This is a genomic window from Vogesella margarita (assembly GCF_028548475.1).
GTDB classification, from domain to species: Bacteria; Pseudomonadota; Gammaproteobacteria; order Burkholderiales; family Chromobacteriaceae; genus Vogesella; species Vogesella margarita.
Genome location: NZ_JAQQLE010000010.1, coordinates 1 through 24,578, shown reverse-complemented (window position 1 = coordinate 24,578; position 24,578 = coordinate 1). Strand labels below are relative to the sequence as shown.

The window sequence follows — 24,578 nt, the reverse complement described above, 5'->3', positions numbered from 1 at the left end:
CGCTTGTGAACCGGCTCTTAGCGGCGGATCACGCTATCGCCCGGCTCGAAATTGCTGCTTCGGATCGGGGTTTGCGCGCCGATGTAGGCCTTCAGCATGTCGGCATCGACAAAACCGGTGTCGACAAAGCCGGGCTTGCCGGCGAGGCGCGGGTAGCCGTCGCCGCCGGCGGCCATGAAGCTGTTGATCGCCATGCGGTAGGTCCTGGCCGGGTCGATAGGCTGGCCGCCGATGCGGGCCTGCTTCACTTCGCCGTTCTCGATCAGCAGCTGCACGCCGGCAAATTGCGCGAAGGCACCGGCGCCGGCGCTCATTTTCGCGGCGGCGGCGAGGTAGTCCAGCGCTTCCTTGCCGCTGAAGTCGATGAAGGTGAGGGTGCTGCCGAACGGGAACACCTTCAGCACGTCCTTGTAGCTGATCTTGCCCGCCGTCAGCGAGTCACGGATGCCGCCGGAATTGACCACCGCAAAGTCGGCGCGGGCCTTGTCCATCATCGCCATCGCGGCGAACACGCCGAGGCTGGTCGGCTGTTTGCGCACCTCGCTGCGGTCACCGTTGAGCTTGCCGTCGCTGCTGCCCACTTCCACGCCCAGCGCCGCCTGGCCCTTGTCCTGATACGGCTTGAGGAAGCCCAGCAGCGCCGAGTCCTCGGCGATCTCGGCGGTGTACGGCACCTTCTGGCTGCTGCCGTCGGCGCGCTTGACCGTCTGTTTCAGGTTCACCGGCAGCAGCCGGTACGAGAGCAGCCTCAGCTCGCCGTTGCGGTATTCGAAATCGGCGCGGCCAACGTATTTGCCCCATTCGTGCGCCTGCACGATCCAGGCGCCGTTCTGGCGATCCGGCGCGCAGGGCTGGCCGGGGACGTAGGCGTCGTTGCGCACGTTCTCGGCCTGCATGCACACCGGGTTCTGGCTGTGGCCGCCGACGATGAGGTCGAAGCCCTTCACCGCGCGCGCCATCTCCACGTCGCCCGCGGCATTCACGCCGTAGTTGCCGTCAGGGTAGTGGCCCATGTGGGTGGCGGCGATCACGATGTTGGCGCGCGCCTTCAGCTCCGGCATCAGCGCCGCGGCTTCGGTGGCCGGCTGACGGAATTCCACGCCCTTCACGTTGTCGGGGCTGACCAGCTTCCAGGTGTCGTCGGTGGTCAGGCCCATCACCGCTACCTTGACGCCGCCGAGGTTGAAGATCTGGTAGGGCCGGAACAGGCGCTGTCCGTCCTTGTAAACGTTGGCCGCAAGCATCGGGAAGTCTATCCAGCGCTGCTGTTTCTGCAGCACCGCCAGCGGCTTGTCGAACTCGTGGTTGCCGACCGCCATCGCGTCGTAGCCCAGCCGGTTCATGCCCTTGAAGTCCGGCTCGGCGTCCTGCAGGTCGGATTCCGGCACCCCGGTGTTCACGTCGCCGCCGTCCAGCAGCAGGCTGTAGCCGCCCTGGGCCTGGACCTCGGCGCGGATGCCGTCGATCAGCGTCTTGCGCGCGGCCAGGCCGTATTCGCCGTCGCCGTTTTTCCAGAAACGGCCATGGTGATCGTTGGTGTGCAGGATGGTGATGCGGTAGGGCTTATCCGGCTGGTAGCCGCCCAGGCTGCTGCAGCCGCCGATGCCTAGTGCCAGCAGCGACAGGCTGATGGTGGTGATGCGTGCCTTCATCTCGTTAACCCCTCAGTAAACGCGTGATGACGAAAAAATGGCAGGACATCGAGTCCTGCCATGCTTTACATCATTAACTTAGCGTATCTGCGGGGATCATGCCATCCCGTGTGATTATTTCGCCCAGTTGTCTTTCAGGCCGACGGTGCGGTTAAACACGATCTTGTTGCCCGGCTGGTGCTCTTTGCGATCGGTGACGAAGTAGCCGATGCGCTCGAACTGGTAGCGGGTTTCCGGTGCCGCGTCGCGCACCACTGGCTCGACAAAGCCGGTGATGGTCTGCAGCGAGTCCGGGTTCAGGAACTGCATGAAGTCGACGTATTCGCCGTCCTCGCCGCGCACCGCGTCCGGCCGCGGCTCGTTGAACAGGCGATCGTACAGGCGTACCTCGGCTTCCACCGCGTGGCTGGCGGAGATCCAGTGGATCACGCCCTTCACCTTGCGGCCAACCGGGTTCTGGCCCAGCGTGTCGTGGTCGATGGAGCACTTCAGCTCGATTACCTTGCCGTCCGCGTCCTTGATTACCTCGTCGCACTTGATCACGTAGCTGTAGCGCAGGCGCACTTCACCGCCGGCGGTCAGGCGCTGCCACTTCGGCGGCGGCACTTCGGCAAAGTCTTCGCGCTCGATGTAGATCTCGCGGGCGATCGGCACGTCGCGCTCGCCGAACTCCGGATGGTGCGGGTGGTACGGCGCGCTGCGGCTGGCGGTGACGCCGTCCTGGAAGTTGGTGAGGGTGACCTTGATCGGATCCAGCACCGCCATCACGCGCGGGGCTTCGCTTTCCAGCGTCTCGCGTACCGCGCCTTCGAGGATGGCCAGATCGATGATATTTTCACCGCGCGACACGCCGATGCGCTGCGAGAACAGGCGGATGCCGGCCGGGCTGTAGCCGCGGCGGCGCATGCCTTCGATGGTCGGCATGCGCGGGTCGTCCCAGCCGCTGACCTTGCCTTCGGTGACCAGCGCGTTCAGCTTGCGCTTGGAAGTCAGCGCGTACAGCAGCTCCAGGCGCGAGAATTCGTACTGGCGAGGGTGGCAGCCGATGCTGATGTTGTCCAGCACCCAGTCGTACAGCGGACGGTGGTCTTCGAACTCCAGCGTGCACAAGCTGTGGGTGATGCCCTCGATCGCGTCCGAGATGCAGTGGGTGTAGTCGTACATCGGGTAGATGCACCACGCGTCGCCGGTGCGGTGATGGTGCGCGCGGCGGATGCGGTAGATCACCGGGTCGCGCAGGTTCACGTTGCCGGAAGTCATGTCGATCTTCAGGCGCAGCGTCTTGCTGCCGTCGGCGAATTCGCCGTTCTTCATGCGTGTGAACAGGTCGAGGTTCTCTTCCACGCTGCGCTCGCGGTACGGGCTGTTCTTGCCCGGCTCGGTCAGGCTGCCGCGGTATTCGCGCATCTCGTCGGCGTTGAGATCGCAGACGAAGGCGTGGCCGCTCTTGATCAGCTCGATCGCGTAGTCGTACAGCTGCTGGAAGTAGTCGGACGCGTAGCGCACGTTGCCGTCCCACTGGAAGCCCAGCCAGGCCACGCTGTCCTTGATGGACTGCACGTACTCGTCGGATTCCTTCTCCGGGTTGGTGTCGTCCATGCGCAGGTTGCACTTGCCCTGGTAGTCCTCGGCCAGGCCGAAGTTCAGGCAGATCGACTTGGCGTGGCCGATGTGCAGGTAGCCGTTGGGTTCGGGCGGGAAGCGGGTAACGATGCTGCTGTGTTTGCCGGAGGCAAGGTCTTCATCGATGATGGCGCGGATGAAGTTGCTGATGACGGGCGCGTTGTTTTCTACGGACATGGTGATGAATTCGGTCGGCAATAATCTGATCCTGCGATTGTACCCGATTCGCCTGTTGCCGCGCAGTGCTGCGCTATTTGATCCGCATCAACTGCACGCCAGCCAGTCCATGACGCTGACAATAGCGGGGGCGTAGCATGTTTCTGTCACCCCACCGTAAAGAGCCGCACCATGAATGACGAAAACAGCAAGGAACCAGCATTGAACAACGAAACCGGCACCGACGCCGGCAACGAAACCGCCAGCGCAGCCGCCGAACCGAAGCAGCCGGCGCCGGCGCGGCGCCGCAGCGCGGTGGCCAAGGCGCGCGAGGCGGCGGCACGTGAAATCGAGGCCATCAGTCATGCGCCGGTGGCGCTGCAGGTGGCGCACGCGCCGCACGGCAGTACCGAGGACAGCACCAGTGCGCCGTTGCCGGCGGACTATCCGTACCGCAGCCGTCTCAAGCGCGACGACTACGAGCGGCAGAAGGCCGCGCTGCAGGTCGAGCTGTTGAAGGTGCAGAACTGGGTCAAGGAAACCGGGCAGAAGATCGTGGTGCTGTTCGAAGGCCGCGACGCTGCCGGCAAGGGCGGCACCATCAAGCGCTTCATGGAGCACCTCAATCCGCGCGGCGCGCGGGTGGTGGCGCTGGAGAAGCCGACCGAGCAGGAACGCGGCCAGTGGTACTTCCAGCGTTACATCCAGCACCTGCCCACCGCCGGCGAGATGGTGCTGTTCGACCGCAGCTGGTACAACCGCGCCGGCGTCGAGCGGGTGATGGGCTTCTGCACGCCGCAGGAATACCTGGAATTCATGCGCCAGACGCCGCAGCTGGAGCGCATGCTGGTCAACAGCGGCATCCACCTGTTCAAGTTCTGGTTCTCGGTCAGCCGCGAGGAGCAGCTGCGCCGCTTCATCTCCCGTCGCGACGATCCGCTGAAGCACTGGAAACTGTCGCCGATCGACATCCAGTCGCTGGACAAGTGGGACGACTACACCGAGGCGAAGAAGGCGATGTTCTTCCACACCGATACCGGCGACGCGCCGTGGGCGGTGATCAAGTCCGACGACAAGAAACGCGCCCGCCTCAACTGTCTGCGCCACTTCCTGTGGCATCTGCCGTACCCGGACAAGAACCTGGCCATCATCCGTCCCGACGACAAGATCGTCGGCGCCGCCGGCAGCGTGTTCGAGGCGTCGGAGAAGGAGCTGGACCGCTTCTGAGCGGTCGCGGCGGCGCGCCGGGCAGGGCGCCGTTGCCGCAGTGAAAAAGCGAAAGGTTGGCCGCAAGCGTGTTGCGGCCAACCTTTTGTCGTTTGCGGCCGGGCGGGGGCGCCTGGTGCCGGTTCAGCGCTTTAATTGTTCCACAGTTTCAGCAGGAAGGCGGGTCGCACGCCTGCTTCCTGCGGCGACACCGGCTGGCTGATGGCGTAGTCGGCAAGGCTGGTGTTGCGCGGCATCGGCTCGCCGTACACCTCGCCGTTGGCGGCGCGCACGCTGGCGACGCGCGGCTGGGTGTTGTTGCCGTCGGCGGCGCGGTGGGTGACGATGGCGATCTCCTGGTTGGCCAGGCGCACGAAGCTGCCCGGCGGGTAGATGCCCAGTTCCTTGATCAGCAGCGCGACAAAGCGCGAATCGAACTCGCTGAATTCGCCCTTGTACAGGCGTGCCAGCGCGATGGATGGCAGCCGCCCGGCGCGGTGCGCCTGGCTGATCAGCAGCGAGGTCAGCACGTCGGTGAGGCGGATCAGGTGCGCACCGGGGTCGATCTCTTCCTTCTTCAGGCCGTAGGGGTAGCCGGCGCCGTTCCACTCCTCGTGGTGCTGCTGCACCAGCAGGTGCCAGCGCTCGTTTTCCACGCCCAGGTCGCGCAGCAGTGCGGAGGACAGCAGCGGGTGGCCGTACATCTGCTGCTGCTGTTCGTTGCTGAGCCCCGACTGTTGCTTGGTCAGCTCGCTGTGCAGCCCGGTGGCTGAGATGTTCATGGTCAGCGCCGCGCACAGCAGCACCTGCATCTCGTCGGCCGGCAGCTTCAGGCGGCGCCCCAGCACCGCGAGGATGGCGGCGGTGTGCAGGCTGTGGGTGCTGCCGTAGTCCTGGAACGGCACCAGCAGGCAGGAGGCGATCAGGCCGTCCGGCTGTTGCCCGGCCAGCGTGGCCAGACGCTGCGCGACCTGGCCGATTTGCGACTCGAACTCGCTGACGTGGAAGTAGTGGTTGAGCAGGCCGCGCATCTTGTGCGCCAGGCTGTCCATCTCCACCAGCGGGTTGCGGCCGCGGCTCTCGCGCTCCTTGCGCTGCTGCTCCTGCTGCTTTTCGCGGCGTTCGCGCAGCTCGCGCTCGGCGGCGGCCATCTTGGCGTCCTTGCTGATTTCGCCGTTGGCCAGCAGCCGCTGCTTCTGCTCCTCGGTCAGCACGTAGTGGCCGCGCTTGACCAGCAGCACGCCGCTCTTGTGGTACACGTCCATCTGCAATTCCTGGCCGACGATGACGTGGCTGGCACTCAATCTGGTAGTGGTTGTTTCACTCATAAGCTGCGAATCCGACCCCTGTGATGATGCATCAGTGTGTGTGGCGGCAAATGCCGTGGTTCCGGGCGCTGCCGCGGCGTGCGTGTGCGGCGGCGATCAACGCAGGTTTTTCGGCAGCTCGTCCCATAGCTTTAGCAACCGTTTCACCGATACCGGGTACGGCGTCTTCAGCTCTTGGGCGAACAGGCCGACGCGAAGCTCCTCAATATGCCAGCGATACTGCTGTAGCGCCTCGCTGGCGCCGCCGCGCTCGTTCTCTTCCGCCATGCGCGCTTCCCATTTTTGCCACAGGTCGCGGATTTCGGCGCCGCGCTGGCCGTCGCGCTGCGCGTTGGCCGGCTGTTTTTCCATGCGTAGGCTCATCGCTTTCATATAGCGCGGCAGATGCGGCAGTTGCTGCCACGGCGTGGCGGTGAGGAAGCCCTTGTACACCAGGCGGTCCAGCTGTTGCGTCAGCTCATGGCCGAGGCGGTGCTTCTGCAGCTTGGGCAGCAGCGCCTGGTATTCGGCGGCGATCTGGTTCAGGTAGCCGGTGACCGCCTGCGTCACCGCCGGCAGCCGGGTGCGGGCGCGCGCCTTCTGCTCGTTGAACGCCTTCTCGGTGCGCGGGACCTCGTCGTCGCCGATGAAGGCGCGGTCGCAGATGGCGGCGATGGCGTCCTGCAGCAGCTCGTCGACATTGCACACATTGCGCAGCTGCAGGCCCAGCTGGGTCATGCCCGGCAGGCCCTTGTTCAGCTGCTTCATGTGCTCCTTCAACTGGTACTGCAGCAGGCGCACCACGCCGCGGCGGTGCTCAAGGTTGGCCGCAGTCTCGGTGTCGAACAGGCGGATCGCCACCCGTTCGCCCTTGTCATCAGTCTCGATGGTCAGCGCCGGGAAGCCGGTCAGCTGCTGGCGGCCGCGCGCAAACTGGATCGCCTGCGGCAGCTCGCCGAAGTCCCACGCCTCGACCTTGTCGCGCTCGAATTCGGCGCTGGTGTCGCGGAAGGTCAGCTGCGCCGCCTGGCCGAACTGCTTCTGCAGCGCGAGCAGGTCGCGGCCCATGCCGATTTCCTGCTTGCCGTCGTCGACGATGCGGAAGTTGAACAGCAGGTGCGGCGGCAATTCGGCCTGGCTGAACGCCAGCGGATCGACCTTCAGCCCGCCGGTGTGGCGCAGGATGAAGTGCGCCAGCTGCGGTGCGATCGGCTGCTGGGTGTCCGGATTGCTCAGCAGGAACTGGGTCACGAAATCCGGCACCGGTACGCAGCAGCGGCGAATCTGTTTGGGCAGCGCCTTGATCATCGCCTGCAGCTTTTCGCGGATCATGCCCGGCACCAGCCACTCGAACTCGGCCGGTTGCAGGGTGTTGAGCACCGCCAGCGGCAGGTCGATGGTGACGCCGTCGAGCGGATGGTTCGGCTCGAAACGGTAGCGCAGGCGGCAGCGGCTCTCGGCCAGCTCGCGCCACTCGGGGAACTGGTTTTCCGACACGTGCTCGGCGGCGTGGCGCATCAGCTCGTCGCGGGTCAGGAACAGGATCTTCGGATTCTGCTGTTCCGCTTCCTTGCGCCAGGCCTCGAAGCTGGCGGCATCCACCACGCCTGGCCCAAGACGCTCGGCGTAGAATGCGTACAGCGCGTCCTCGTCCACCAGCACGTCCTGGCGCCGCGCCTTGTGCTCCAGCTGTTCCACCTCGCGGATCAGCTGCTGGTTGCGCTGGAAGAACGGCGCGTTGCTCACGTACTCCATCGCCACCAGTGCGCCGCGGATGAACAGCTCGCGCGCCTCCTCCGGCGCGATGCGGCCGTAGCTGACCGGGCGGCGCGGGATCAGCGTCAGGCCGAACAGCGTCACGCGCTCGCTGGCCACCACCTCGCCGCGCGACTTTTCCCAGTGCGGCTCGAAGTGGTGCAGCTTGACCAGGTGCGGCGCGACGGCCTCCACCCACTCAGGCTCGATGCGTGCCACACAGCGGCCGTATAGCTTGGTGGTTTCCACCAGCTCGGCGGTGACGATCCACTTCGGGCGCACCTTCTTCAGGCCGGTACCGGGGAAGACCAGGAAGCTGCCGCCGCGCGCGCCGGTGTAGTCGTCGCTCTCCTGCGACTTCATGCCGATGTTGCCGATCAGGCCGGTCAGCAGCGCCTTGTGCAGCTTCTCGTAGGCCACCAGATCGGCCTGAGCGCGTTTCTTCGGCGTGGTCTCGGGGTTGGCCGCAGCCGCCGGCGCGTGCGCCTTGTCTTTCTCGATCAGGTTCAGCTCGCTGGCGATATCGGCCAGCTGCGCGTGCAACTCGCGCCACTCGCGCAGGCGGATGTGGGACAGGAAGTGCTCGTGGCACAGGTTCACCAGCTGGCGGTTGCTCTGCTTGTTGGCCAGCGCGTTGCTGAAGAAGTCCCACAGGTGCAGGTAAGACAGGAAATCGGACTTCTCGTCATTGAAGCGCGCCTGCGCGCGGTCGGCGGCCTCGCGCGCCTCGAACGGCCGCTCGCGCGGGTCCTGGATCGACAGCCCGGCGGCGATGATCAGCACCTCGCGCACGCAGTGGTGCTCGCGCCCGGCCAGCAGCATGCGGCCAACCTTGGGGTCGACCGGAATGCGCGCGAGCTCGGTGCCGACCGGCGTCAGCTGCAGCTGCTCGTCCACCGCGCCCAGCTCCTGCAACACCTGATAGCCGTCGGCGATCAGGCGGCTGGACGGCGGCTCGATGAACGGGAATTCGTCGACCTTGCCCAGGCGCAGCGCAGCCATGCGCAGGATCACCGCCGCCAGGCTGGAGCGCACGATCTCCGGATCGGTAAACGCTGGACGGGCGTTGAAGTCGTCCTCGGCGTACAGCCGCACGCAGACGCCGGCCTCGATACGGCCGCATCGGCCGGCACGCTGGCGCGCGGCGGCCTGCGAGATTTTCTCTACTTGTAATTGCTCGACCTTGGCGCGCGGGCTGTAGCGCTTGATGCGGGCAAGGCCGGTGTCAATCACGTACTTGATGCCCGGCACGGTGAGCGAGGTCTCGGCCACGTTGGTGGCCAGCACGATGCGGCGTCCGCCGGACGGCTTGAAAATCTTCTGCTGGTCCTCGTTACTGAGGCGCGCGAACAGCGGCAGGATCTCGTAGTGGCGGATGCCGCTGCGGCGCAGCTTGTCGGCGGTGTCGCGGATTTCGCGCTCGCCCGGCAGGAACACCAGGATGTCGCCAGAGCCGTGGCGCGAGATTTCGTCGACGGCGTCGACGATGGCGTCTTCCATCTCCACCTCGCGCTCGTCCTCGTCGCGCTGTTTCAGCGGCCGGTAGCGCACTTCCACCGGGTAGGTGCGGCCGGAGACTTCCAGCACCGGCGCGCCGTCGAAGTGGCGGGCGAAGCGGTCGGCGTCGATGGTGGCCGAGGTGATGATCACCTTCAGGTCCGGCCGGCGCGGCAGCAGCTGCTTCAGGTAGCCAAGCAGGAAGTCGATGTTGAGGCTGCGTTCGTGCGCCTCGTCGATGATGATGGTGTCGTAGGCTTCCAGGTAACGGTCGGTCTGCGTTTCCGCCAGCAGGATGCCGTCGGTCATCAGCTTGATCACGTTGCGCTCGGACTGCTTGTCGTTGAAGCGCACCTTGAAACCGACGTGGGTGCCCAGCTCCGATCCCAACTCCTGCGCGATACGGGTTGCCACCGAGCGTGCGGCCAACCTGCGCGGCTGGGTGTGGCCGATCAGGCCGTACACACCGCGTCCCAGCTCCAGGCAGATCTTCGGCAGCTGCGTGGTCTTGCCGGAGCCGGTCTCGCCGCAGATGATCACCACCTGGTTGGCCGCAATCGCCGCCTTGATGTCGTCCAGCTTCTGGTTGACCGGCAGCGCGTCGTCAAACGTTGGCCGCGGCCGGTGTTCGGCGCGCGCGGCGGCGCGACCGGCGGAGCGGGCGATCTGCGCGGCGATGTCCTGCAGCAGCTTGTCAGACGGCTGGTTCTTGCGCAGGCGCTGCTCGGCGTCCTGCAGCTTGCGTTTCAGCGGCGGGCGGTCGCGCAGCAGGCAGGTGGACAGGGCGGCTTTCAGGGCGGCGGGGGTGGCGGTGGTGGTCATGCGTGGCTTCTAAAGAGCGGGCTGCAAAAGGGCGACAGTATAGCAGAGTGGCATGGGGGCGAGACGGGCGGGCCGTGTCGGCCCGCCCGGGCGTCAGAACCGGTTCAATGTCTGCTGCGACTGATTTCAATGGGGCGATACGGCGTTGAAAACGGCTTCGGCATGCCTGTTTATATCCAGCTCAATGCCGCTTCCTCAGCCGTTTTCGCCTTGTCTCACGTGAGCGCGCGAGACTTTGAACAGGTTCTCAGGCGGCGAAGTGCTGTTCCAGATAGCCGCGGATGGCTTTCGATTCGTACAGCCACTGCACCTTGCCATCCTGCTCGATACGCAGGCACGGCACCTGGATCTTGCCGCCGCCTTGCAGCAGCTCGTCGCGGTGCGCGGCATTGTTTTTCGCGTCGCGCAGCGCCACCGGCACGTTGAGACGATGCAACACGCGGCGGGTCTTGACGCAGAACGGGCAGGCGCGGAACTGGTACAGCGCCAGTTTGGCCGCGGCGGCGTCGACGCGCTGCTGGTTGGCGGCATCGCGGCGCAGCTTGCGCGGGCGGGTGAGGTAATCGGCGGCAACGATGGTGTTGCCTAGCACGAGGCGCAGGGCTTTGATCAGCATGGTGAAATCCGGTGGGAAAATTGGCCGCCAGTGTAGCGGCTGCGCCCGCCGGCGGCCAGCGCTTGCCGGCTACTGGTCGGCGATCAGCAGCGGCACGCCGCTGTGCTGCAGGCTGGCCAGCTTGTGCGGCTCGGCGTCGGCCTCGATCACCAGCCGGCCGATGTCGCGCATGCCGGCCACCGCGAACGGCGACGCGGTGCCGAGCTTCTCGTTGGTGACGGCGAGCACGATCTGGTTGCACTGGCCGACCAGCACGCGCTTGAACGCCGCTTCCTCGGCGAGGGTGGTGCCGACGCCCAGTTCGATGTCCACCGAGCAGGTGCCGAGGAAGCACAGGTCGGGGCGCATGTCCTGCACCGCCAGCGTCGGGATGCTGCCCAGCGTGCCGCCGACGCGGTGATCCATGCGCCCGCCGATCACCAGCACCTCGAACTGGCTGCGGCCGAACAGCGCCGCGGCGATCGGGATCGAGTTGGTGGCCACCGTCAGCGGCATGTCCGGCAGCGCGCGCGCGATTTCCAGATTGGTGGTGCCGGCGTCGAGGAACACGAACTGTCCCGGCTGCAGCAGGCGCACCGCCGTTGCGGCCAACCTTGCCTTGCGCGCCACGTTTTCGTGGCTGCGTTCGATAAAGCTGCCGGTGTTGGGCGTCATCGCGATGGCGCCGCCGTACACGCGCTGGCAGATGCCGGTGGCGGCCAGTTCGCGCAGGTCGCGGCGGATGGAGTCCTCGGACACGCCCAGCGTCTGCGCGAGCTCGGCGGCCAGTACGCGGCCTTCCTGTTGCAGCCGCTGGCGGATGTACTGGTGGCGGTCGCTGGGCAGGGCGATCGCCGGTGGACGTTCTTTGCGTGCTTCGGTGCTCATGGGGCGGCCTCGGTGAAAACAGGCAACATCGTGCAGTAGTGTGCAGTCTCGGTCAAATCCTGCGCGATTCCAGGCGCTATTTCTGCCGATTGTTGCACGATTGTTTGCGTTTTTGTTCGTGAAGGTGCACAATCATGCCTGTTGTTGCCATTTTTTGGAGACTGCCATGTTCCGCGCCATTGCTACCGATCTTGACGGCACCTTGCTGGATGCCGAATCCCGCATCACCCCGCGCAGCGTCGCCGCCCTGCAGCGCGCCCACGCCGCCGGCTGCCGGCTGATCATCGCCACCGGCCGCCACTACCGTGACGTGCAGTTCCTGCTGGACGGTATCGAGTTGCCGGTCAGCGTGATCAGCTCAAACGGCGCGCGGGTGCACGCGGCGGATGGCACGCCGCTGGCTGCGGCCAACCTGGCGCCGGCGCTGGTGCAAAAGCTGGTGCAGCCGGCACTGGTGCGCGACGTGGAGCTGGCGCTGTACCTGGACGACCGCAAACTGGCCTGCCGCTACACCGGCTCGCTCAACGGCTATCTCGACCGCGCCGAGGTGCACGCCAGCCTCGCCGACTACCACGGCCGCGACGTGGCCAAGATCATCTATTGCGGCGATCCGGCGCAGCTGCGGCTGGTGGAGCAGGACATCCGCTACCGCTTCGATGGCCAGCTGGCGCTGACCTATTCGCAGGATTGCTATCTGGAAGTGATGGCGCCGGGCGTGAGCAAGGGCCTGGCGCTGCAGCGGCTGCTGGCCGGCATGGACATCGCGGCAGAGGATTGCGCGGCATTTGGCGACGCGATGAACGACGTCGAGATGCTGCAGCTGGTCGGCCACCCGCACCTGATGGCCAATGCCAGCCAGCATCTGCGGCAACAGGTGCCGCACGGGCGGCACATCGGCCACCACGCCGAGTCGGCGGTGGCGGCACTGCTGGAGAGCCGCTTCGCCGTGCACGCCGTCTGAGCGCGGTAATCGAACACTGAATGACAGAGCCGCCCGGTTTCCCCGGGCGGCTTTTGTTTTGGCGGGCGTTGTCAGAACCTGTTCAAGGTCTCGCGAGCTAGAGCAAGACAAGGCGAAAACGGCTGAGGAAGCGGAGTTGAGCTGGATATAAACAAGTATGCCAAAGGCGTTTTCAACTCGGTATCGCCCCGTTGAAATCAGTCACAGCAGACATTGAACAGGTTCTCAGGCGGCGATGCCGCGGAACTGGCGCACACTGTCGCCCAGCTCCGCCATCAGCTGGTCCAGCCGCACCGTGGCGTGGGCGATGGTGTCGGTTTCGCCGGACAGGCTGCGGGTGGCGTCGCCGACGGCGCTGATGTCGCCGGCAAACCGGGCAAAGCCGTCGTTCTGGCTCTGCCCCGCCTGTGACACCTGACGCAGCAGGCCGACCAGCGCGTGGGTGTCGCCGATGATGCCGGACAGCCGCTGTTGCGCGTCGACGGTGTTCTCGCGGCCGCTGCGCATCTGCGCGTTGCCTTCGCGGATCGCGTCGATCGCCTGGTGGGTGCCGTTCACGATCAGCTGGATCTTCTGTTCGATGTCCAGCGTTGCGCCCTGGGTGCGCTCGGCCAGCTTGCGAACCTCGTCGGCGACCACGGCGAAGCCGCGGCCCAGCTCGCCGGCGCGGGCGGCCTCGATCGCCGCGTTCAGCGCCAGCAGATTGGTCTGGTCGGCGATGTCGCGGATCAGCTGCACGATGCCGCCCACCTCGGTGCTGCGCTGGCCGAGGTCTTCCATGCGCTCGGCGGCGCGGGCGATGACCGTGCCGGCCTGGTTAAGCTGCTGCACCGCGGCGTCCATCGCGGCGCCGCCGGCGCTGGCCGCCTGGCCGGCGGTATCGGCCATGCTGGTGGCGCTCAGCGACTGCTCGGTGTTCTGGCTGGTGGTGACCGCCATCTGCTGCGCGATGGCGACCATGGTGTCGGCACGGTGGCGCTGCTCGGACATGGTGCGCGCCATCAGCTGGGTGCTGCTGGCGATGTCGCGGCTCTCGCTCTCGGCGGCATCGAGCAGGCGGGTGACCTGCGCCATCATCTGCTTCATCGCCGCGGTGGCGCGTTCGGCCTCCTCGCGTGCCGATTCCAGCTTCTCGAAGGAGCGCGACTTCGCGCGTTCGTAGGACAGCCCCAGCGCCAGGATCACCAGCGTCAGGCCGATCAGTGACTTGGCCTGCAGCGCCGGCAACTCGCTGTGCGGGATAGGCGACGCCGGGATCTCGCCGGCGGCGCTGAGCGCGAACATCAGCCCGATCATGGCAAAGCTCAGCAGCGTCCACACGATGCCGGAGCGGCGGCCGCTGACGAAGATGGCGGCAAACGGGATGATGGCGAACCACATGATGCTGGTGGAGAGGATGCCGCCGTTGACGTACACCATCCAGCTGACCATGCCGAACATCGACAGCACGATGCACTCGGCGACCAGGCGTAGCGCGCCGCTGAGCCTGAGCAGTAGTGGCCCCAGCAATAGCGCCAGGCCGCCGACGAGGATGCCGCTGCCCATCGCCGGGTGGTGCAGCTTGAAGTAGGAGAGGGCAAACAGCGGGGCGATGGTGCCGGCCAGCAGGCCAACGCTGATGACGGTACGGGCCCGGATCAGGGTGTCCGGGGATTGCCGGACGCTGTCCGGAATGAACCACTCGGTGATGCTGTTCAAAGACATCTGTGTTTCCTCGCGTTGTGTCGTGCGCTGTGGCCGTGGCGGCGCGGGCACGTTTTATCGTTATGATTTTTATAAAAGCGGGATCGATACTAAAACAGTTGTTTGAAACCATCAAGCGAGTGCCGAACGCGTGCTTTCATTTGTTGCGTCATGGGTTTACAAGGCTGGCCGCCATGAAAAAGCCCGGTCATGCAGGCATGACCGGGCGGGGTGGGCGGGTGTCGCGACGGGCGTTCAGCGGCTGAACTGGTCGGCCTGGATCGCGGTCAGCGCGATGGTGTAGACGATGTCGTCCACCAGTGCGCCGCGCGACAGGTCGTTCACCGGCTTGCGCAGGCCCTGCAGCATCGGCCCCACCGACACCACGCCGGCGGAGCGCTGCACCGCCTTGTAGGTGGTGTTGCCGGTGTTGAGGTCCGGGAACACGAACACGGTGGCGCGACCGGCCACCGGGCTGTCCGGTGCCTTCTGGCGGCCGACCGACTCTACCGATGCCGCGTCGTACTGCATCGGGCCGTCGATCAGCAGGTCCGGGCGCTTCGCGCGCGCGATGCGGGTGGCCTCGCGCACTTTTTCCACGTCGTCGCCGCTGCCAGAGGAGCCGGTGGAGTAGGAGATCATCGCCACCCGTGGCGGAATGCCGAAGGCGGCGGCGGAGTCCGCGCTCTGGATCGCGATATCGGCCAGCTCTTCCGCGCTCGGGTCCGGGTTCACCGCGCAGTCGCCGTACACGTAGACCTGGTCCGGCATCAGCATGAAGAACACGCTGGAAACCAGCTTGGCCTCCGGCGCGGTCTTGATCAGCTGCAGCGCCGGGCGGATGGTGTTGGCGGTGGTGTGCACCGCTCCGGACACCAGGCCGTCGACCTCGTTCAGCGCCAGCATCATGGTGCCCATCACCACATTGTCTTCTAGCTGCTGTTCGGCCATCGGCGCGTTCAGGCCCTTGCTCTTGCGCAGTTCCACCATCGGCGGTACGTAACGTGCGCGCACCTCGTTGGGGTCGACGATCTCGATGCCGGCGGGCAGGGTGATGCCCTGCGCCTCGGCCACCTGCAGGATCTCCTGGCGTTCGCCCAGCAGCACGCAGCGTGCGATGCCCTTCTCGTGGCAGATGGCGGCGGCGCGCACCGTGCGCGGCTCGTTGCCTTCCGGCAGCACGATGCGCTTGGCGGCACGGCGTGCCTTTTCCATCAGCTGGTAGCGGAAGGCCGGCGGCGACAGCCGCTTCTCGTGGTGTTCGCCGATGCGCTGGCGCAGCTGGCTGGTGCTGATGCGCTCGGCGACGAAATCGACCACCCGCTCCATGCGTTCCATGTCGTCGGCCGGCACTTGGCGGCTCATGGTCGAGATCAGGGTCGCGGTTTCCAGGGTGTTGGTGTCGATGGACAGCACCGGCAGGCCGCTGGTGAATGCCTTGTGGCATAGCTGCGCCACGCGCGGGTCCGGCTCGGCGTCGCAGGTCAGCAACAGGCCGGCCAGCGGCACGCCGTTCATGGTCGCCATCGCGGTGGCGAGCACGATGTCCTCGCGGTCGCCGGGAGTGATGATCAGCGCGCCGGGCTTGAGCAGCTCGACGATGTGCGGCACCGAGCGCGCCATCACCGAAATACTGCGCACGCGGCGGCGCGTCAGCTGGCCGGCGTGCAGCAGCTTGGCTTTCAGGTAGTTGGCCACGTCCAGCGTGCGCGGTGCCAGCAGCTCCGGCTCGAACGGGATGCCGCCAAGGCAGGCGATGCGCCGGCTCTGGATCAGGCGGCTGGATTCGGTGATCTCTGCGGCCAACGTGGCCGGGTCCTGCCCGGGGCGCAGGCGGTTGAGGATGTAGCCTGCCACCTGTCGCGGCTGGCCGCCGAAGGCCTGGATGGTGATCTCCAGCTGTTCCGCCAGCGTGTGGCTGGGCAGCTGGTCGGCGGCGCCGACCAGGATCACTTCCGCCTGCAGCGTGCGCGCGATCTTGCTGTTGATGTAGGTGGTGAATACCCGTTGCTGGTCCTGCACCAGGCCTTCGACGATGACCACGTCGACGCCGGCGGAGGCGCGCTGGAACAGGTGCACCACCTCTTCCATCAGCTGGTCGAGCTGGCCCTGGCTCAGTAGGTGCTCGGCGTGGTCCATCGGCAGCGGCTCCGGCGCGTTGAGGCGGCACAGCTCGCGGGCGAAGTGGGTGGAGCGTTCCGGCTCGCTGGTGTCGCTGCCTTGGGCGATCGGTTTCACGAAGCCGACCTTGAGGCCGTCCTGTTCCAGCGCGCGGATCAGGCCCAGCGAGACCGAGGTCAGGCCGGCGTCAACGCCGATCGGGGCAATCAGAAAAGTATGCATCGCATCCTCCTCAGACCGCCGGCTCGCACAGCGCGGCGGTATCCAGCGCGATCATCAGCTCTTCATTGGTGTTGATGACCAGTGCCGGGGTGCTGCCGTCGCGGGTGATGCGGCCAGCCTTGCCGCGGAAGGCGGCATCGTTGGCCGCAGGGTCGAGCTCGAGGCCGAGGAAGCCGAGCAGCCTGATCACCTTGGCGCGCAGCATCGGCGAATTTTCGCCGATGCCGCCAGTGAACAGCAGCGCATCCAGCCGGCCCAGCGCCACCGTCATCGCGGCAATCTGCTTGGCGAGACGGTAGGTGAACACTTCCAGCGCGATCTGCGCGCCGGTGTGGCCGGTGGCGGCGGCGTCTTCCAGCTCGCGGCAGTCGCTGGACAGCTCGGACAGGCCGAGCAGGCCGGACTGCTTGTTCAGGATGTCGGACACGCCCTGGACGTCGGTGTTCAGCTCGGCGGCCAGGTAGCCGAAGATGCCCGGGTCGATGTCGCCGGAGCGGGTGCCCATCACCAGGCCTTCCAGCGGGGTCAGGCCCATGCTGGTGTCGACGCTCCTGCCGTTCAGCACCGCGGCCACCGAGGCGCCGTTGCCGAGGTGAGCGCAGACGAAGGCGGATTCCGCCAGCGGCTTGCCCAGCATCGCCGCCGCTTCGGCGGTGACGTAGCGGTGGCTGGTGCCGTGGAAGCCGTAGCGGCGCACGCCGTGTTCGCGGTACAGCGCCATCGGCACCGCGTACAGGTAGGCCTGTTCGGGCATGCTCTGGTGGAAGGCGGTGTCGAAGACGGCCACTTGTGGCAGGCCGGGGAAGCATTCCATGGCGGTGCGGATGCCCAGGAGGTGCGCCGGGTTGTGCAGCGGCGCGAGGCGGGCGCAGTCCTCGATGGCGGCGATCACGCTGTCGTCGATCAGGGTGGACTGCTTGAAGGTCTCGCCGCCGTGCACCACGCGGTGGCCGATGGCGATCACGCTGCCGGTCAGTTCGCGCTCGTCGAAGTAGGACAGGATCGCTTTCATGGCGCCGGCGTGATCGCCTTGCGCCAGGGTCAGTTCAACTTTCTTGCCGTCCTGCTTGAAGTTGATGCAGGCGTCGGCGAGGCCGAGTTTTTCGGCGATACCGGTCACGGTCGTTTGCTGGCTGGCAGCGTCGATCAGCGCAAATTTCAGCGAAGAGCTGCCGCAGTTGATGACAAGTGTGTGATGGGTCATGTCGGGTCCGTTAGCATGAAGACGTCTGATGGAAGCCTCTGCCGGTGTTGCGTTCTTTTTTATTGAATCGGGTGCCGGGTCATCTCCGCCTGCGATAGGCAGGCCGGAGCGGACTCCGATAGGCAACAGGCAATTATCCGCTATTTTGATGCGGCGCACCATCAGGGATTCCCCGAGTCAGGAGCATGCCGCTTGCGTGCTGATTGTGCGCGTGCTGTTTGACAAGACAATGAATAGAAAAGGGTTTTGGCACGTAATTTGATCAGATGCCGGAAGTGCGGCTTTCTTTTGCAAAAAGCCTGATCCAGCGCAATTGTGCGACCAAAAAGTGCTTGCCCCGGGGGGGGATTTAGCCGACAATCCCGCCCCTGACCGCTTGGGTGGATCACGGAAGTCCGTGTTCTGGCAAGTGTTTTTTATAGCACTCCGTAAACTCGTTAAGAGCGAGATTCGGCTGGTCTTATATCTTCTTCCACGGAGGTGTGGGAATAATGTCTGATCTGGCTTCGTCCCAGTTGCTGAAAGCTTCTGCTGCGCAGTTGCCTGTCTTTACCTATTTCGATCCGGCGTACTACGCGCTGGAACAACAAGTCCTGTTCGCCAACGCCCCGCAGTATTACGGCCACGAGCTGATGGTGCCGAATGCCGGCGATTATCACACGCTGGACTGGCTCGGCCACGGCAAGATGCTGAAAAATGTCGACGGCGACATCAAGCTGATCTCCAACGTCTGCCGCCACCGCCAGGCGCTGATCTACAAGGGGCGCGGCACCGGCAACCACATGGTGTGCAATCTGCACGGCTGGACCTATGGCAACGGCGGCCAGCTGATCGGTGCGCCGCACTTCCCGGAAACGCCGTGCCTGAACCTGAACCAGACCGAGCTGACCCGCTGGCAGGGCCTGCTGTTTGATGCCAAGCGCAACGTTGGCCGCGACCTGGAAAAGCTCGGCGTCGCCAAACACATGACTTTCGAGAACTACGGTTATCACAAGTCGCTGACCACCGAGTACGACTTCAACTGGAAGACCTTCATCGAAGTCTATTCCGAGGACTATCACGTCGACCCGTTCCATCCGGGCCTCGGCAACTTCGTCGATTGCGGCGATCTGAAGTGGGAGTGGGGCGACCACTACCACGTGCAGACCGTGGGCGTGAAGAACGCTCTGGCCCGCTCCGGCAGCAAGGTGTACGGCAAGTGGCACGACGAGGTGCTCAAGCGCTACGCCGACCAGCAGCCGGAATTCGGCGCCATCTGGCTGACCTACTACCCGAACATCATGGTGGAGTGGTATCCACACGTGCTGGTGATCAGCGTGGTAATCCCGCGCGGCCCGGAAAAGTGCACGGTGATCACCGAGTTCTACTACCCGGAAGACATCCTGTGGTTCGAGCCGGAATTCATCGAGGCGGAGCAGGCGGCTTATATGGAAACCGCGGTCGAGGACGACGAGATCTGCCTGCGCATGCACGAGGGCCGCAAGGCGCTGTGGCTGCGCGGCGAGAGCGAAGTCGGGCCGTACCAGTCGCCGACCGAAGACGGCATGCAGCACTTCCACGAGTTCTACCGTCGGCAGATGGGTGAACATCTGGCTGGCTAAGACCGTGTTTTGTGCGGCACAATAAAAGGGCGCGGATTTCCGCGCCTTTTTTTGTCTGTCGGGCCATCATGCCATTTGTATTGAGCGTACTGTTTTCCGTGTTGTTCTCCGGGTTGGCCATGGCGGCGACCTATCGCAATCCCTACCTGGGTGTCACCATCAACATGCCGGCGGCGTGGCAGGTGCGGCCGCACAGCGACGAGATGCTGCGCATCGTGCCGCCGCGGCAGGAAGACCGCGAGCGCGGCGGCGTGCAGGTGCAGGTCAGCCGCCAGCCGTTGCGCGGCAAGGATCCGCTGAGCCGGCTGGCGGCACGCTATCGCCGCGCCGACGACACGCGCGAGCCGGCGCGGGTGGTGCGCCTCGACCGTCAGCGCGGCCGGCTGGTGCTGTCCTATCGCGAAGGCCTGTACGTGCAGAGCGGGCTGTGGATCGTCAGCCAGCAGCTGGTGGTGTGGCAGCAGCAGGGCGATGGCCGCTACATCAAGGCGCACTGCAGTGCGAATGCCGCGGAGTACGCGCGTTACCGGCGCGTGTTCGCCGACATCTGCCTCGGCCTCGCGGTGGCGAAAAAGACGGAGGCAGGCGCATGAGTCGTCTCGGTTCCGGCTGGATGGTGGTAGCGGCGTTGTGCTTCGCGCTGATGAGCCTGTTCGCGGCGCAGGGGTCGAGCGCGCTGCCGGCGTCCGAGGTGCTGTTCTATCGCACCTTCATCGGTCTGCTGGTGCTGCTGCCGCTGATGTGGCGGAGCGGCGAATCCTTGCGCAGCCCGCACTGGGGCGCCCATGTGCGGCGCAGCCTGATCGGCTACCTGTCGATGGCGATGCTGTTCTACGCGCTGAGCCGGCTGCCGCTGGCGGCGGCGGTCACCCTCAATTACACCTCTTCGCTGTCCTTTGCCCTGTGCTGCGTGCTGCTGCGCCGCGAACGGCTGCCGCCGGCGGTGTGGTTCGCGCTGTCGCTGGGCTTTGTCGGCATCGCCTGCATGTTGCGGCCAACCTTTGACGCCGGGCAGTGGTTCGCCGGGCTGATGGGGCTGGGTTCCGGCCTTGGCGCCGGGCTGGCGCTGTTTCATGTGCGCGAGCTGGGCGAACTGGGCGAACGGCCGTCGGTCACCGTGTTCTGGCTGTTCTTTTTGTCGTCGCTGTTCGGCCTGCTGGTGGTGCTGTTCAATGGCGGCTTCCATGCGCTGAACGGGGTGCAGCTGGCGCAAATGCTTGCCGTCGGCCTGATGGGGCTGGCCGGCCAGCTGGCGATGACGCGGGCCTACAAGGAAGGACGCAAGTTCGTGGTGTCCAGCCTGGCCTATCTGACGGTGGCGTTCTCGGCGCTGATGGGCTTGTTCCTGCACCAGCAGCAGCTGCCCCTGCTGTCCTGGCTGGGCATGACGCTGATCATCGGCAGCGGCATCCTGGCGGCGAGGCGCTAGATGGCCGGCGCCTTGTGGATGGTGCTGGCTGCGGTCAGCTTTGGCCTGATGGGGGTGTTCGTTAAGCTCGGCGCGGCGACACTGGACACGGTGGCGCTGGTGTTCTGGCGCACGCTGTTCGCGGTGCTGCTGCTGGGCGGCGTGGCGCTGCTGCGGCGCCAGCGCTTCGCCACGCCGCAGCTGGGGCGCCACCTCAAGCGCGGTCTGATCGGCTACACCTCGCTGCTGGCCTACTTCTATGCCATCGGCCATCTGCCGTTGTCGACGGCGGTAACGCTCAACTACACCTCGCCGATGTTCCTGGCGTTGCTGTCGGTGCTGCTGCTGAAAGAAAGACTGTCGCGGCACGCGCTGCTGGCGCTGCTGCTCGGCTTTGTCGGGGTGACGCTGCTGTTGCGGCCAACCTTTGACGGTGCCGCGTGGCAGGCCGGGCTGCTGGGGCTGGGTTCCGGGCTGCTTGCCGGCTGGTCCTACCTGCACGTGCGCGAACTGGGGCAGGCGGGCGAGGCGGAGTGGCGCACGGTGTTCTACTTTGCGCTGATTTCGACGCTCGGTGGCGGCCTGTTGCTGCTGGGCCGGCCGTGGCAGCCGCTGACCGCAGACAACCTGCCGTGGGTGCTGGGTCTTGGCGCTACGGCCACCGTGGCGCAGCTGGCGATGACCCGCGCCTACAAGGTTGGCCGCAAGCTGCTAGTCGCCAACCTGTCCTACCTGACGGTGGTTTTTTCCGCGCTGTTCGGGGCGCTGGTGTGGCAGCAGCGGCTGGGCGCCGGCGAGTTGCTGGCGATGGCCTTGATCATTGTCAGCGGCATTCTGGCCGGCAGGCGCTAATATTCGGAATGCCAGTCCCATTAATCCCTTTTCAGCCAGGAGCTACACCATGATTTCCATCCGCGAACAAGATTACGGTCTGGACGTTGCCCTCTACAACGAATTCACGCTCGGGGATTTCAAGCTGTTCGAGGAGGCGCTGCTCAAGCGCAGCGGCGAGCACGGCAAGCCGGATGTGCTGCTGGACCTGTCCGGCATCAAGGACTTCACGCTGGACATGGCGATGGAGGAAGTCCGCTTCATGCGCGCCCACGAGAACGAATTCGGTCGTTTTGCCGTGGTGGCCGACGACACCTGGATTCGCCTGGCGGCGCACCTGTCCGGCCTGCTCACCCGCGTTCCCGCCGAGTACTTCAATACGGTGGAAGACGCGCAGGACTGGCTGAACAATCCGGCCACCGCTTGATTTTCCGGCGTATGCCGTTACAGTAGCGGCTTCTGTTTTCCGACAAGAACAACGCCGCATGTTGAAAAGTATCGCCAGCCGCCTCGCGACGGAACTCGCCGTCCGCGAGGCGCAAGTCACCGCCACCATCAACCTCATCGACGAAGGCGCCACCGTGCCCTTCATCGCCCGTTACCGCAAGGAAGTCACCGGCGGCCTGGACGACACCCAGCTGCGCCAGCTGGCCGAACGCCTCACCTACCTGCGCGAGCTGGACGACCGCCGCGCTACCATCCTGAAAAGCATCGCCGAGCAGGACAAACTCACCTCGCAACTTGAGTCCGCGCTGTACGCCGCCGACAACAAGACCCTGCTGGAAGACCTGTACCTGCCGTACAAGCCCAAGCGCCGCACCAAGGCGCAGATCGCGCGCGAGGCCGGGCTGGAGCCACTGGCCGACAGCCTGCTCGCCGACCCGACGCAAGTGCCGGAAGCGTTGGCCGCAGGCTATGTTGATGCCGACAAGGGTGTGGCCGATGCCAAGGCGGCGCTGGACGGCGCCCGCGCCATCCTGATCGAGCGCTTTGCCGAGGACGCCGCGCTGCTGGGCCGGTTGCGCGACAAGCTGTGGAACGAGGGCGAGCTGGCGGCGGTGGTGATCGCCGGCAAGGAACAGGAAGGCGCCAAGTTTGCCGATTACTTCGCGCATCGCGAGCCGCTGAAAACCACGCCATCGCACCGCGCGCTGGCGCTCTTGCGCGGTCGCAACGAGGGCATCCTGTCGGTGGCGCTGAAATACCAGCCGGACGAGACCCCGATCACGCAGCGCTCGGCCTACGAGGAATTGATCGCCGCGCAGTTCGGCATCAAGGATGCCGGCCGCGCCGCCGACAAGTGGTTGCTGGACGGCGTGCGCCTGTGCTGGCGCGCCAAGATATTCCTGTCGCTGGAGCTGGAGCTGGTATCGAAGCTGAAGGACGCCGCCGACGCCGAGGCAATCAAGGTGTTTGCGGCCAACCTGCACGACCTGCTGCTGGCGGCACCGGCAGGCCCGCGCGCCACCATCGGCCTCGACCCCGGCCTGCGTACCGGCGTGAAAGTGGCGGTGGTGGACAACACCGGCAAGCTGCTGGATACCAGCACCATCTACCCGCACGAGCCGCGTCGCGACTGGGATCGTTCCATCGCCACCCTGGCGGCACTATGCACCCGCCACAAGGTCGACCTGATTGCCATCGGCAACGGCACTGCCAGTCGCGAAACCGACAAGCTGGCGCAGGACGTAATCAAGGCTTTCCCGCAGCTGAACCTGACCAAGATCGTGGTCAGCGAGGCCGGTGCCTCGGTGTACTCCGCCTCCGAACTGGCGGCCAGGGAGTTCCCGGAGCTGGATGTGTCCCTGCGTGGCGCGGTGTCGATCGCCCGCCGCCTGCAGGACCCGCTGGCCGAACTGGTGAAGATCGATCCGAAGTCCATCGGTGTCGGCCAGTACCAGCACGACGTCAACCAGAGCCAGCTGGCGAAGAGCTTGGACGCGGTGGTGGAAGACTGCGTGAATGCGGTTGGTGTCGACGTCAACATGGCGTCGGTGCCGCTGCTGGCACGCATCTCCGGCCTCAACAGTACGCTGGCGGCCAACATCGTTGCCCATCGCGACGCCAACGGCGCGTTCAAGACCCGTCGCGAGCTGCTCAAGGTCAGCCGCCTCGGCGAAAAAACCTTCGAGCAGGCGGCCGGCTTCCTGCGCATCAGCAATGGCGACAACCCGCTGGATGCATCGTCCGTGCACCCGGAAGCCTATCCGGTGGTGGAGCAGATCGTCAGCAAGACCGGTCGCGCGGTGAAGCAGATTGTCGGCGACTCGGTGTTCATCAAGAGTTTGCGTGCCAGCGACTACACCGACGAGCGCTTCGGCCTGCCGACGGTGATGGACATCCTGAAGGAGCTGGATAAGCCGGGGCGCGATCCGCGTCCGGAATTCAAGACCGCCACCTTCCAGGACGGGGTGGAAGACATCAAGGATCTGCAGCCGGGTATGGTGCTGGAAGGCGTGGTCACCAACGTTGCCAACTTCGGCGCCTTCGTCGACATCGGCGTGCACCAGGATGGTCTGGTGCATATCTCGGCGCTGTCCAGCAAGTTCATCGACGACCCGCGCAAGGTGGTCAAGGCCGGCGATGTGGTCAAGGTCAAGGTGCTAGAGGTAGAAGTGCCGCGCAAGCGGATCGCGCTGACAATGCGCCTGGACGACGAAGTCGGTACCGCGGTGCGCAGTGGTGCCGGTCGTGGTGACACTAATCGTCGTCAGGGTGCCAAGCCGGCGGCGCAGGACAATGCCGGTGGCGCCATGGCCGCCGCTTTTGCCAAATTGCGCGGTAAATAAGCCGGATTAAGCCGGTTTTCCGGTTTGTCGGAATCGCTAAAGGTTGGCCGCAAGCATTGCGGCCAACCTTTTTCATTTTTCTTCACGGCAGGGTGGTTGTGAAATCAACGACTTGCCGATTTTGTGTCACAAAGTGCATGGCGGGGTGTTGACGGAGGGGGCGTGCTTCGCTATAGTTCGCCTCCTCAGCTGACGCCGCAAACGAAACGCGACGCAGCACTGCTCTTTAACAAAACGAATAACCGATAGGTGTAAGT

Annotated in this window: 17 protein-coding genes; 8 read left to right on the top strand and 9 right to left on the bottom strand. The window is 65.4% G+C overall.

The genetic code is table 11. The annotated features are described in order from the left end of the window. Window positions 1–17: 17 nt before the first annotated feature. A complete protein-coding gene (gene ushA, locus PQU96_RS11350) occupies window positions 18–1,652 on the bottom strand; it encodes a bifunctional UDP-sugar hydrolase/5'-nucleotidase UshA (RefSeq protein ID WP_272772452.1) in 1,635 nt (544 codons plus the stop codon). Window positions 1,653–1,766: 114 nt separating this feature from the next. Then, the gene (locus tag PQU96_RS11345; RefSeq protein ID WP_272772451.1) at window positions 1,767–3,452 is read right to left on the bottom strand and encodes a glutamine--tRNA ligase/YqeY domain fusion protein; all 1,686 of its coding nucleotides are present in this window, start codon (window positions 3,450–3,452) and stop codon (window positions 1,767–1,769) included. A gap of 357 nt (window positions 3,453–3,809) precedes the next feature. On the opposite strand from PQU96_RS11345, the gene ppk2 reads away from it, so the two are divergent. After that, window positions 3,810–4,658 carry a polyphosphate kinase 2 gene (gene ppk2 / locus PQU96_RS11340; protein WP_272772600.1) on the top strand — a complete coding sequence of 283 codons (849 nt, stop codon included), beginning with the start codon at window positions 3,810–3,812 and terminating at the stop codon, window positions 4,656–4,658. A gap of 131 nt (window positions 4,659–4,789) precedes the next feature. Here the strand turns inward: ppk2 and PQU96_RS11335 are convergent, their stop codons facing one another. The 4 genes from PQU96_RS11335 to PQU96_RS11320 all read right to left on the bottom strand — a co-directional run bounded on the left by PQU96_RS11335 (window position 4,790) and on the right by PQU96_RS11320 (window position 11,501). After that, window positions 4,790–5,965 (bottom strand): HD-GYP domain-containing protein, encoded by a 1,176-nt coding sequence (locus tag PQU96_RS11335; RefSeq protein WP_272772449.1) that lies wholly within the window; start codon window positions 5,963–5,965, stop codon window positions 4,790–4,792. Between the two features lie 96 nt (window positions 5,966–6,061). Beyond that, window positions 6,062–10,018, bottom strand: coding sequence for an ATP-dependent RNA helicase HrpA (gene hrpA / locus PQU96_RS11330; RefSeq protein ID WP_272772448.1), 3,957 nt, complete (start codon window positions 10,016–10,018; stop codon window positions 6,062–6,064). 247 nt (window positions 10,019–10,265) lie between these two features. Continuing rightward, entirely contained in the window at window positions 10,266–10,634 is a 369-nt protein-coding gene (locus PQU96_RS11325; protein ID WP_272772446.1) for a glutaredoxin family protein, read from the bottom strand. 69 nt (window positions 10,635–10,703) lie between these two features. Beyond that, entirely contained in the window at window positions 10,704–11,501 is a 798-nt protein-coding gene (locus PQU96_RS11320) for a DeoR/GlpR family DNA-binding transcription regulator (protein ID WP_272772445.1), read from the bottom strand. A 166-nt stretch (window positions 11,502–11,667) separates the two neighbouring features. Between PQU96_RS11320 and PQU96_RS11315 the strand changes: the two genes are divergently transcribed. After that, window positions 11,668–12,462 carry a Cof-type HAD-IIB family hydrolase gene (locus PQU96_RS11315; RefSeq protein WP_272772444.1) on the top strand — a complete coding sequence of 265 codons (795 nt, stop codon included), beginning with the start codon at window positions 11,668–11,670 and terminating at the stop codon, window positions 12,460–12,462. Window positions 12,463–12,687: 225 nt separating this feature from the next. Here the strand turns inward: PQU96_RS11315 and PQU96_RS11310 are convergent, their stop codons facing one another. From PQU96_RS11310 to PQU96_RS11300, 3 genes are all read right to left on the bottom strand, one after another. Next, window positions 12,688–14,166, bottom strand: coding sequence for a methyl-accepting chemotaxis protein (locus PQU96_RS11310; protein WP_272772443.1), 1,479 nt, complete (start codon window positions 14,164–14,166; stop codon window positions 12,688–12,690). Between the two features lie 234 nt (window positions 14,167–14,400). Then, window positions 14,401–16,488: a phosphate acetyltransferase gene (pta, locus tag PQU96_RS11305; protein ID WP_272772441.1), complete on the bottom strand. Its 2,088-nt coding sequence runs from the start codon at window positions 16,486–16,488 to the stop codon at window positions 14,401–14,403. 10 nt (window positions 16,489–16,498) lie between these two features. After that, a complete protein-coding gene (locus PQU96_RS11300; protein WP_272772439.1) occupies window positions 16,499–17,692 on the bottom strand; it encodes an acetate kinase in 1,194 nt (397 codons plus the stop codon). 491 nt (window positions 17,693–18,183) lie between these two features. Here PQU96_RS11300 and PQU96_RS11295 point away from each other — a divergent pair, with 491 nt between their 5' ends. The 6 genes from PQU96_RS11295 to PQU96_RS11270 all read left to right on the top strand — a co-directional run bounded on the left by PQU96_RS11295 (window position 18,184) and on the right by PQU96_RS11270 (window position 24,321). Beyond that, window positions 18,184–19,293 carry an aromatic ring-hydroxylating oxygenase subunit alpha gene (locus PQU96_RS11295; RefSeq protein ID WP_272772437.1) on the top strand — a complete coding sequence of 370 codons (1,110 nt, stop codon included), beginning with the start codon at window positions 18,184–18,186 and terminating at the stop codon, window positions 19,291–19,293. 68 nt (window positions 19,294–19,361) lie between these two features. Further along, entirely contained in the window at window positions 19,362–19,886 is a 525-nt protein-coding gene (locus tag PQU96_RS11290; protein ID WP_272772436.1) for a hypothetical protein, read from the top strand. Beyond that, the gene (locus PQU96_RS11285) at window positions 19,883–20,722 is read left to right on the top strand and encodes a DMT family transporter (RefSeq protein WP_272772435.1); all 840 of its coding nucleotides are present in this window, start codon (window positions 19,883–19,885) and stop codon (window positions 20,720–20,722) included. Before PQU96_RS11290 ends, PQU96_RS11285 begins: the two co-directional genes overlap by 4 nt. Next, entirely contained in the window at window positions 20,723–21,553 is an 831-nt protein-coding gene (locus tag PQU96_RS11280) for a DMT family transporter (RefSeq protein ID WP_272772434.1), read from the top strand. Between the two features lie 49 nt (window positions 21,554–21,602). Further along, a complete protein-coding gene (locus tag PQU96_RS11275; RefSeq protein ID WP_272772432.1) occupies window positions 21,603–21,959 on the top strand; it encodes a SpoIIAA family protein in 357 nt (118 codons plus the stop codon). A 58-nt stretch (window positions 21,960–22,017) separates the two neighbouring features. After that, a complete protein-coding gene (locus PQU96_RS11270) occupies window positions 22,018–24,321 on the top strand; it encodes a Tex family protein (protein WP_272772431.1) in 2,304 nt (767 codons plus the stop codon). Window positions 24,322–24,578: the final 257 nt, after the last annotated feature.